General features: G+C 45.9%; 8 protein-coding genes and 1 pseudogene. 7 read left to right on the top strand and 2 right to left on the bottom strand.

The window, feature by feature from the left end; translation table 11 throughout:
• Positions 1-377 precede the first annotated feature (377 nt).
• The 4 genes from Q0101_RS05125 (at position 378) to Q0101_RS05110 (ending at position 3,959) form a co-directional block, all read left to right on the top strand.
• Positions 378-764, top strand: coding sequence for a hypothetical protein (locus tag Q0101_RS05125; protein WP_297942958.1), 387 nt, complete (start codon positions 378-380; stop codon positions 762-764).
• Positions 765-1,555: 791 nt separating this feature from the next.
• Complete coding sequence (locus tag Q0101_RS05120) at positions 1,556-2,755, top strand: OprD family outer membrane porin (protein ID WP_297942956.1); 1,200 nt, start codon at positions 1,556-1,558, stop codon at positions 2,753-2,755.
• A 75-nt stretch (positions 2,756-2,830) separates the two neighbouring features.
• Positions 2,831-3,406, top strand: coding sequence for a cytochrome c (locus Q0101_RS05115; protein ID WP_297942954.1), 576 nt, complete (start codon positions 2,831-2,833; stop codon positions 3,404-3,406).
• A 10-nt stretch (positions 3,407-3,416) separates the two neighbouring features.
• On the top strand, positions 3,417-3,959 hold the full coding sequence (locus Q0101_RS05110; protein WP_297942952.1) for a DJ-1 family glyoxalase III: 543 nt from the start codon (positions 3,417-3,419) through the stop codon (positions 3,957-3,959).
• Positions 3,960-4,557: 598 nt separating this feature from the next.
• Here Q0101_RS05110 and Q0101_RS05105 read toward each other — a convergent pair.
• Positions 4,558-5,253 carry a hypothetical protein gene (locus Q0101_RS05105; protein WP_297942950.1) on the bottom strand — a complete coding sequence of 232 codons (696 nt, stop codon included), beginning with the start codon at positions 5,251-5,253 and terminating at the stop codon, positions 4,558-4,560.
• A 244-nt stretch (positions 5,254-5,497) separates the two neighbouring features.
• On the opposite strand from Q0101_RS05105, the gene Q0101_RS05100 reads away from it, so the two are divergent.
• The 3 genes from Q0101_RS05100 (at position 5,498) to Q0101_RS05090 (ending at position 8,616) form a co-directional block, all read left to right on the top strand.
• On the top strand, positions 5,498-6,244 hold the full coding sequence (locus Q0101_RS05100) for an SDR family NAD(P)-dependent oxidoreductase (protein WP_297942948.1): 747 nt from the start codon (positions 5,498-5,500) through the stop codon (positions 6,242-6,244).
• Positions 6,245-6,260: 16 nt separating this feature from the next.
• Complete coding sequence (locus Q0101_RS05095) at positions 6,261-7,955, top strand: Na+/H+ antiporter NhaC family protein (protein ID WP_297942946.1); 1,695 nt, start codon at positions 6,261-6,263, stop codon at positions 7,953-7,955.
• Between the two features lie 292 nt (positions 7,956-8,247).
• A complete protein-coding gene (locus Q0101_RS05090) occupies positions 8,248-8,616 on the top strand; it encodes an EexN family lipoprotein (protein WP_297942960.1) in 369 nt (122 codons plus the stop codon).
• A gap of 901 nt (positions 8,617-9,517) precedes the next feature.
• Here the strand turns inward: Q0101_RS05090 and Q0101_RS05085 are convergent.
• Positions 9,518-10,295 (bottom strand): annotated as a pseudogene (locus tag Q0101_RS05085) (glutamate racemase); the annotation flags it as partial.

The raw sequence follows: 10,295 nt of genomic DNA, 5'->3' as shown, positions 1-10,295 counted from the left end.
GGGAGTTGATGCCTTCAAGCCCGATTTTTGCAAATATCGCAGTCAGCGCCGCAAAGGTTGCTGATGCAAGCTGGCCGGATAAAAGAAGCTAAGGTTCTGCCGTGTCTGATTTAGACGATATTGCTAAGTCTCACTCGCGATTGCTGCTAAATTCTGCCCCACATATATAGAAAAATCGCTAAAAGCGCGCTCTTGCTCCGCCTAACGCTAAGAGAGATCTGTTTAAATTCCACTTCGACGCCCCTCAAAAACAAATGCCAGCGACGCAAGCGCATCCATCGTCGTTTAAATTCCAATTCGATGTCTCTCAAAAAAGCAAACTTTAAGCCCAAACCTACTACTCTAAAAATTCAAATTTTACAAATGAAGGATACTGAATGAAAAATTTCATATTTTCTGCACTTTTGGCTCTTGGCATCGCAGGCTGCGCCGTAAGCACCGCTCCGACGCCTGCAGGCAACTTACGCTCACTCAAATCCGAGATCGTAAACTACACTCGCCAAAGCTCCACAGCTTATGTCTATACGTTTAAAGACCTATCCAGCGGCGAGCTCTACACCGCTCGCGCAAGCAGATATTATGCGGCTGCGGGAGATACTGCCTACATAAGTACCACCTCAGGTGCTATCACCGATATGCGAATCATTTCGCGCAAAGCGGGTTCCGTTGCTCCGCGCGCTTATGATATCGGTAAAATCGAGACCAAACAAATGCATAAAAATGACGCTATTGCTGTGCCAGAGAGCGAAAATATCAGCTTTTAATCCTATGCGATTTTTAGCCGCTATGCCCTTTAAGGTAAGCGAGCCTGCTTTTAATTTGCGAAACGCTTTTGTGCTTGCTCTCTACTCTTATGAAGGCAATGGTTTCTGTTCTTAATCATGACGGACTTGCGCGATTTGCTTGCGCTTTAAAGTCCGCTGATTCTTTATGCGATTGCCTGCATAAATTTTATATTTTATAAGTTGTGGAATTTTGTATTTCACGAAATTCTGCGCTGCACATCTTACTTATATGGCTAGGTTAGCATTTCCTATTCGCTTGCTTCGTGCTTAAGATTTCTTACTGCGTGACGCTATTTTGTCCACAAAATTCTATATTATAGAAATACAGCCACGCTAAAATTTTAATTCGAGGAATTCTTATAAATTTTCTTTCTCGTAGTTTTTCGCGCACTGCTCGTTCTAAGTGCCGTATTCTCCGCCGATAAGATGTTGCGTGGATTTTTAAAACCCACGCTTTGCAAATTTTGTGTCTTGAAATTTCATTCATAAAATTTTGTATCGTAAAATTTTATCAAATTTCTCCCGCATGAAAGAGGTGTTGCCGTCTGTTTACCGCAGCCTGATATAATCCCCACATCGAAATTAGAACTCCTTTCAATAATCGGCGAGACCTGTGTGGGTCTCGCTTTTTTTATGCCCGTTAAATTTGGATTTTCGGTAAATGCTCGGTAACAATTTGGTAAAATTTTAGTATTTTTCAGCATATTTTAAGCATATAATTTGTCATTTTGTGCTACTATTGCGCTTACAAACTTTTAAAGGAGTTCAAAATGAAACTAGTTAAACTTAGTTTAGCGGCAGCAGTCGCTGCAGGTGCTCTTGCTATGAGTGCAAGTGCTGTTCCGTTAGAGGAAGCTATCAAGGATGTGGATCTAAACGGATACGCTCGTATGCGATATACCCATGATCACCTTAAAAATGAAATAAATAGCAATAAGGGCGTTTGGGAATTTAAATCCGAAGTAGATTTTAAAGCTAAAATCGATGATAACTTCTTTGGTGTAGTGGGCGTTAGGTTCTTAGATAGAGATAATGGCGAGTCGCTTTCTTCTTCAAATAGCCAATATCATGGTGCACAAAATCCAAGCGACAAAGATTCTGATTTCGATATCGCTAAAGCTTATTTAGGATACACTATCGGCGGTACCACTATTGCAGTCGGTCGCCAGGGCATAGGTTCGTTCTTTACCGATGATATGTATGGAGATGGTGTTAAGATTACTAGTACCGATATCGAGGGCTTGACAATTAGCGGCTTTTGGATGGATTCTTTAGAGAATGATGGAGATATTTCAAGCCTTGATTGGGGCGCAGCGGTAGATAATAAACTAACTACTGATCATAATCTATACGGTATAGGATTTATGGGCTCATACGATCCAGTATCTTTCCAACTATGGTATAACGCTTTAGAGGACGTAGCACAGCTTTTTGCTGCAGAACTAGCTCTAAACTTTGATATCTCTGATGATTTCAATCTCGGTGTAAAAGGTCAGTATGCATTCTCTGATTTTGACGGTGATTATAAAGATGCGGGTGCTAGTGATGCAGATTTCTGGGCTGCAGAAGCTAATGCTGGTTTCTTTGGTGTTGATTTAGCTGCAGGTTATTTAAAATTTGAGCCTGATGATAAAGATAAAGTTTCTTTTGTATCTTTTGAAGATCAAGGCTCTTTCATTAGCCCAGGTGAAGAGTTGTTAGACTATAGAAACTTTAGTGGCGAAAATCACTACTGGTATGTAGTAGCAGGCTATACCATCCCTGATACTGGCATCAGAATCGGCGCTGATTACCTAGACGGTAAAGCAGATGGTGACAATGCATACGAAGTAGTAGGTAGAATTTCTTATAAATATAATGAAAAGCTAAGCTTCAAAACTTGGTATTCTCACTATAAGATTGACGATGCTGCTGGCGGTCTTGATGAGAAAAAAGATCGCATCAGATTCGAGGCTAAATACAGCTTCTAATTATTTACCTTATACGGGTAAAATTAGGGCGAAGCTTTTGCTTCGCCCTTTTTAAATTCTAAATCAAGGTTTTCTATGAAAATTTTTAAAATTTCTTTTTTAGCATGTTTTTTTGCCTTTAATTTAAGTGCCGCGGATAAAGCAAGCGATGATACGTATGTATTTGAAGCTAAAGGTGAGTTTGCCAAAGAGCTAAAATCCCTGATCGAAAAGCATTCTAAAGATGAAAACGTAACCGTAAATATCTACAAAAACACTCCGGTCGCAGGCAGTAAAATCCATAGCGGCAAGGTAAATCGAAATATAAATTTTTTAAAAGAAAGAGGTGGGGCTATCTTTGCTGAGAAGTGCGCTTCATGCCACGGCGAGAATGGCCAAAAAAAAGCTTATGGAGTATCACGTAAACTCAAAGATATGGACGCTAAAGAGATCTCGATAGCTATGTCGCAATACACTACAGATCTAAGTTATGGTGGCAAGATGAAAAATATCATGCAGCCGATCGCCGCTAAGACGGGCGCTACGGAGCTAGGCTACATCATTGCTTATCTAAAAGGCGACGATTCGTTCTTATACGATAGCTCGTCTAGTAGGAGCACGAATACTAAAATTTCGACTGCCCCTAGTGAGCAGGGCTCATACCTAAAATAAAGGAGCGTAGATGAAAGTAGTGATCGTTTTGGCAAACGGATTTGAAGAGATCGAGGCGGTAAGTTTGATCGATATTTTGCGCCGCGCGGAGATCGATGCAGTATCCGTGGGGCTGGATAAGAAATGCGTCTGTGGTGCGCACGGCGTAGAGATGATCGCCGATGAAATTTTAGACAATATAAAAGTTTCGGAATTTGATATGATCGTTTTACCTGGCGGCTTGCCCGGAGCCGAAAATTTGGCAAAGAGCGAGAGGCTGGGGCAAGTACTGCGCGATTTCGATGCAAATAACGCAAAAATCGGCGCAATATGCGCCGCTCCATGGGCGCTAGCTACGGCGGGTGTGCTAAAAAGCTCTTATACTTGTTATCCAGGCTTTGAAAATCAGATCGCTCACCCAGGCTATACGAATTCGGCGAATGTCGTAAAAGATCAAAATATAATGACTTCGAAAGGTCCCGCTACTGCAATGGAATTCGCACTACAAATCGTCCGTGAGTTAAAAGGCGAGCAGGTTTATTCCAAGCTAAAATCCGATTTGCTTTTTAAATAAAATCTCAAGTTAGAACCGACTCCAGCGCGCCTTATTTTGCCATCTGTAAAATGGGGTGCGTGATTTTGCCACGCCTGAGAACTACCAATTTTATCTTACTCTGCATGTATAAAATAGCCACAATATTTATTCTGAGTATCCGTAAACGACAAATGGAATTCTTGCAACTCAAATTTTAGATCGAAAAACGCAAAAAACCTTGTGCGTGACAGATAAAATTTTATTGGAGCTAGTTGCTATTAAAACCAAATCCTACCATCGCGACGGCGTGGAACGTAAGCATAAAAATATTTTAGGCGTACCTTCAAGAGGACATCGCTGAGCTGAATAAATTTTAGTGCGGCACCTTCGCGATGTACTCGCTAGCAGAAGTTAAACAGATCGCGCAAAATGTGCTAAATAAGGGTATCGGCGTGATCAAAAACGACGAGATCGCGCTGGATTTAAATTTGATCAAATGGCGATAGCAATACGTCAAGAAGCAAAACGGCGCAGTTTTTGAAGGGTTTTGTCGGTAAAGCTCAGATTTATCGGGAAGAATATAAGCTTGTGGTGCGCGACAAAAGCGTTATGTAGAATTCTTAAAAAAGGATAAAATTTAGCGCTTCTTTAAAATATCGTCGTTTAAAAATGTCGCGCTGCTTTGTATTGTTTTGATAACGCGGTCTTTAGAATTTTGCGTTTTGTCGGGTACGGGTCTATGTGCGATCAAATTTACGCGCCCGATTTTCGCCGTGAAATAAAAAATCCCCAGTATCGTCGCGTTTAGAAACACTCCAAAATATATCCGTTCTAATCCCCATATCCCTATGCTGGCGGCATGAATGGGCACAAAAATTATCGCGATTAAGACCGGATAATAATCCGAAATTTTATTTTTGGCAAGGATTACGGTCGTAACGATGGCGTATGCGATGAGCGTAAAAGGAGAGATAAGCAAGAGTGCAAAAAGCGCGTTTATGCGTTGATAATCTTCGTGCCCGATTAAGACGCAAAAACTACAAAACGCGAGCGTTATGAGAAAAAATAAAGGCAAAATCCACCGCGTTTTCACGTCGCGCCCTTTAAGTAGTGATAAAAAGAGCAGATGAGAGCCCAGCGCAATACAATAATAATCAAATATAACCGATGAGCTTAGAAACGTGAGCGGTATGGCGAGCAGTGCACCCGGTCCGTCAAAATATACCCCACTAAACATGAGCCACGTGATAAAGAGTATAAAAGCATATTTCAGACCCGCATAAGTGGCGCAAGCACAGATACTAACGAGGATAAATCGTATAAATTTGCTCATTTGCCTTTCCCTAAATTTAAGTGATTATAGCAAGCTGCGACAAACAAACGGCGCAAAATTTTAAATTTAGCCCGTGTGTTCGCCGAATCCGTTGCCGATCGCGAGCTCGTGCGCGCTAGAAGCACGCCCAATGTCTTCGTATTATTTCATCCGCGCCCGCGCCGCAAGAACAAATTTCATAAATTCTAAATCCGTTTTGCGTTATCATTGCGCTAAATTTAAAATTTTACGCAAAGGGGATCATATGAAAAACACGGCATTCATCACGGGCGCTACGAGCGGCTTTGGCGAGGCGATTGCTAGGGCGCTTAGCGCGCAGGGCTATAAGATCATAGCACTCGGGCGCCGCAAGGAGCGGCTACAAAAGCTAGCCGGTGAGCTAGGCAACACGCACATTATCACCGCGGATATTCGCGATAAAGCTGCGGTGTTTGATGCCGTAAGCGCGCTGCCTGAAAATTTCAAAGACGTCGAGGTGCTCGTAAATAACGCAGGGCTCGCGCTGGGGCTTGAGGGGATCGTGCAGACGCCAGTAGAGGATTTAGAGACGATGGTTGATACGAATATCAAAGGCGTGCTGTATTCGACCAAGGCAGTGCTACCGCTGATGATCGCGCGCAAAAGCGGCTATATCTTCAATCTCGGCTCGACTGCGGGCGCGTGGCCCTATCCGGGTAGCCACGTTTACGGCGCGAGCAAGGCGTTTATCAAGCAGTTTAGCCGCAATATCCGCAACGACCTGCGCGGCAGCGGCATCCGCGTGACGGAGATCGCTCCTGGAATCTGTAAGAGCGAGTTTAGCGAGGTGCGCTTTAAAGGCGACGTAGCGCGCGCCGCGGCCGTGTATGAGGGGGTCGATGCGATCCTGCCAGAGGACATCGCGCAGATCGTGCTAAGCTGCCTAGCGATGCCGCACCGCGTAAATATCAACGTCGTAGAGGCGATGGCGACGCAGCAGAGCTGGGCTGGGCTTTTTATCGAGAAGCATTAAATTTTAAGGCGAGAAAATGAAAAAAATTCTATTACTAATGTTTTTATCGGTTGCCGCATTTGCGGTGGATGACGCGACCAGACAGCATAATGCCGAGCTTTTCGGCATCTGGACGCTAGTGCCACCCGTCGTGGCGATCGCGCTTGCCTTTATTACCAAAGAGGTGATTTTATCGCTTTTCATCGGCGTTTTTAGCGGCACCTATATGCTTGCAGTCGTCGGCAACAATCCGATCTCCGCGCTTGTGGGCAGCTTTACGGATCTGGTCTCGCGCGTAGTGGGCTCGATGGCTAGCAAAGGCAACGCGGGCGTGCTTTTGCAGGTACTTTGTATCGGCGGCGTGGTCGCTCTGATTAGTAGGACGGGCGGCACGAAAGCCGTGGCGCTTTGGATTAGCAAGCGCGCCAAAACGGGCATTTCGGCGCAAATTTCAACATGGGTTATGGGCCTTTTCGTATTTTTCGACGACTACGCAAATGCTCTTATAGTAGGCCCTGTTATGCGGCCGATCACCGATAAATTTAGAGTTAGCCGCGAAAAGCTCGCCTTCATCATCGACGCTACCGCTGCGCCGATTGCGGGCATCGCGCTAATTTCTACCTGGGTAGGTCTTGAAGTATCTTTGATAAGAGCGGGATATGATCAGATCGGCGTGCAAAACGTAAACGCCTTCTCGATCTTCGTACAAACCATGCCGTATCGCTTCTACAATCTTTTTATGCTTGCTTTCGTAGTTTACGTGGCGTTCATGCGTAGGGATTTCGGGCCGATGCTCTCTGCCGAAAGGCGCGCAGCGACCGGCGAAATCCACTCTAAAAATTCTAATATCGCCGAGCTCGAAGATAAAACGCTAGAGCCCAAAGAGGGGATCAAGCCGAAAGCTTCAAACGCCGTTATCCCGCTTATAGTGCTAATCTGCGGCGCATTTGCGAGCTTTTATTTTAGCGGACTAAGCAAGCTTGAAGGCGATGCTCTCGCAGCCGCAAAAGCCGCTCCGCTAAGCTTTGCAACGCTTCAGGCGACATTCGGCAACGCGAACTCGTCGGTTGCGCTTTTTCAAGCGGCGCTTCTTGCTACGGTCGTGTCTATATTTATGAGCGTTTACCGCAAAATTTTTAACGTCAGAGAGGCGATCTCTACGTGGATCAAGGGGTGGAAGACGATGATCGTCACGATCGTGATCTTGCTGCTTGCCTGGTCGCTCAGCTCTGTCATCAAAGAGCTCGGCACGTCGCGCTATCTGGTCGATATGCTAAGTCAAAACACGCCGAAATTCTTGCTTCCGGTAGCGATTTTCGTGCTAGGCTCATTCATTAGCTTTTCGACGGGCACCAGCTACGGCACGATGGGAATTCTAATGCCGCTTGCCATACCTTTAGCAAACGCCGTGGGACTTCACTACGGGCTTTCGGGCGATGCGCTTCACGCCTATATGATCGTAAATATCTCGGGCGTGCTAACCGGCGCGATTTTCGGCGATCACTGCTCGCCGATTTCGGACACCACGATCCTTTCGTCGATGGGCGCGAGCTGCGATCATATCGAGCACGTAAGGACGCAGATGCCTTACGCTCTATCCGTCGGCGCGGTCGCCGTGGTGGCGGGCTATCTGCCCGTAGCGCTAGGACTTAGCGTCTGGATCGCGCTGCCGATGGGGCTTGCCGTTACGTGGGCTCTCGTGCGGTTCGCAGGTAAAAAGATAGAGGAGTAGCTCTCGCAAATTTTAAATTTGCTTTTAAATTTTAAATTCCGCAGCGATGCGGAATTCTGTCCGGCGGAATTTTGCTTTATCCCGCAGAATTCCGCCCTGTAAAATTCCGTCGCGCAAGTAAAATTTTAAAACGAAATTCCAAAAAGCGCGGGCAAATTTAAAAGCTAAATTTAACTAGCTGCGTTAAAACGGCGCGGCCGCGCGCAATTCAAAATTTTTAAAGTAAACGGATAGTAAAATACCGATAACTTTCAAACAAGGAGAATGAAATGAAAAATCCTAAGATGTTCCTCTGGGGGGGGGGGGGTTAGCTGCTTTATTAGTTGGTTGCGGTGACGATACCGAGGTAAAGACCAGGGAGTATTACGACGCACATCTGGACGAAGCCAAAGAGGTTTTGGCAAAGTGTGATTTCAATACCCTTAAAGATGGAAGTAACTCTTATAAGAATTGCTTGAACGCAAAAACGGTCGTAGAGGAAAAAAGTATGGCGTATACTGTTGATTACTACCTAGAGCATTGGGACGAAGCTAAGGCTATCATAGAAAAATATAAAGACAAAGAACCCGCAGATCCAAATAGTGTCGAAGCCGTCAATTTGAGACATGCTTATGACGCTTCTTTTATAAGAAGATCAAATACTCCTTTGAAAATAGAATAAATCAAATTTTAAACTCTTAATACATTCTAAATTCACTCTGCACCTTCGATGCAGAGTAAATTTGCCCTACTCAGTGCCGAATTTTGCGGTATAAATCTCGCCCGCGAAATGATACAGTGCGAAATCTTGCTTTACGGATTTTGGAATTTCAAATTTTAAAGCCTGCGGGCTTGGCTATCACAGAAAAGACTTACGGGCTGCGCGGCACCTTAAAATTTAATCATTTTAAAATTTACGCCGTGCGCCTTGCCTAAATTTCTCTCAGCGGCGGTGAAATTTCGCAGTGCGGCATGCTAAATTTCACGATCTCACATGCCGCTAGTCAAATTTTCTCGGCGGCGGTTTGCGCGGCGCACTAAATTTAACTTCGCGCGCTTTATCCGCACCCTAGTCTAAATTTAAAATTTCAAATCCGCGGTGACAGCTCGTGCGGCGCGAGGTTACTCCTGCAAACAGCGATCTCGGCTTACGCTATGAAATTCAAAGAATTAGTGGCAACGGCGGCGCTTGGCTTGCGCTATGCGGTTTCAAGGCAGACGGCGGCGTTGTGTATTAAATTTTAAATTTACGTGCCGGACAGCGGAAGGCAGCATTTGCCCCGTAAAATTTTAACTTTCGCGCACCGCGCGAAGCCGCTTCTAAATCATCAAGCCGAGTTAAATTTTTTAGCGCGCCGAAATTTTAGTCTATGCGGCGCGATTTACGAAACGACGAAATTTTGAGTTTGCGCTGCGATTTATAGCGCATCAAAATTTTAACTTGCGCAGAGTAATCCACCACGTATCTAAATTTTAAGTCGCGTAGTGCGATCCGCGATGAACAGGAATTTTAATTTGACGTGATTTATGACGCACTGGAATCCCAACCTGCGCTACGGATCTACGACGCACGGGCGCGTAGCCTAGTCGATTGCTCGCATCGCATCGAGCCGCTTTAAAAACAGTTCTACTTTGCGCAGCTGCGCCGCATCTAGCGCTCTGCCCGAGCAAAAATACTCCACGCTGTTGCCGTTTGGATAATTCACTCGCGAAATACCCATTCCTTCGCCTCTCGGCTTAAATTCCAAGGACAAATCCGCGCCGCCTCGAGAATAAAGCTTGAGCTGCGAATTCGCATCTACGGCGCGCGGCGACATGCGGCGTTTGTCTTCGCCGCACTGCTCTACGTCGCGCCACGTATCGCCTGCCGACCCTCCACCGCTCTCGCCGTACCTTTCTGCATTATTTTTGCCGACACAGCTTTCGTTGCCCCCTCCTGCGCCCCGCTCGCTGCGAGCGCTTTCATCGCTCCCCTCGCCCTGCTTGCTCTTGTCTTTTATGCTCTCGCCGCATGCGCCTCGCACTTCCGCGCCAAATTCGTGGGCTTGCGCCGATGGATTCGTATCAAATTTTGCGTCGCTGCCCGCGTTAAATTTAGTTGTCCGCGAGGGCAAATCCCCGCCGCGCGCAAGCTTCAGCCCTCCGCCCAGCTCGCTTGCAAGGCGGTTTAGCGTGCCGTCTATGCCGTCGATGATGCGCACGTGAGACGGCAAAATTTCGCGCAAAACGTCCTTAAAATAGTTAAAATGCGTGCAGCCAAGCACGAGCGAACCGAGGCGCTCAAGCTCAAATTTGCCCAATTCCTTCCGCAGATACGCCCGAACCGCGGGCGAATCAAACTCCAAATCCTGCGCAAACTCC

It is taken from the genome of uncultured Campylobacter sp., assembly GCF_937921625.1.
In the GTDB taxonomy this organism is placed as follows: domain Bacteria; phylum Campylobacterota; class Campylobacteria; order Campylobacterales; family Campylobacteraceae; genus Campylobacter_B.
The sequence above is the reverse complement of the archived record's forward strand: the minus strand, read 5'-3'. Positions and strand labels throughout refer to the sequence as shown.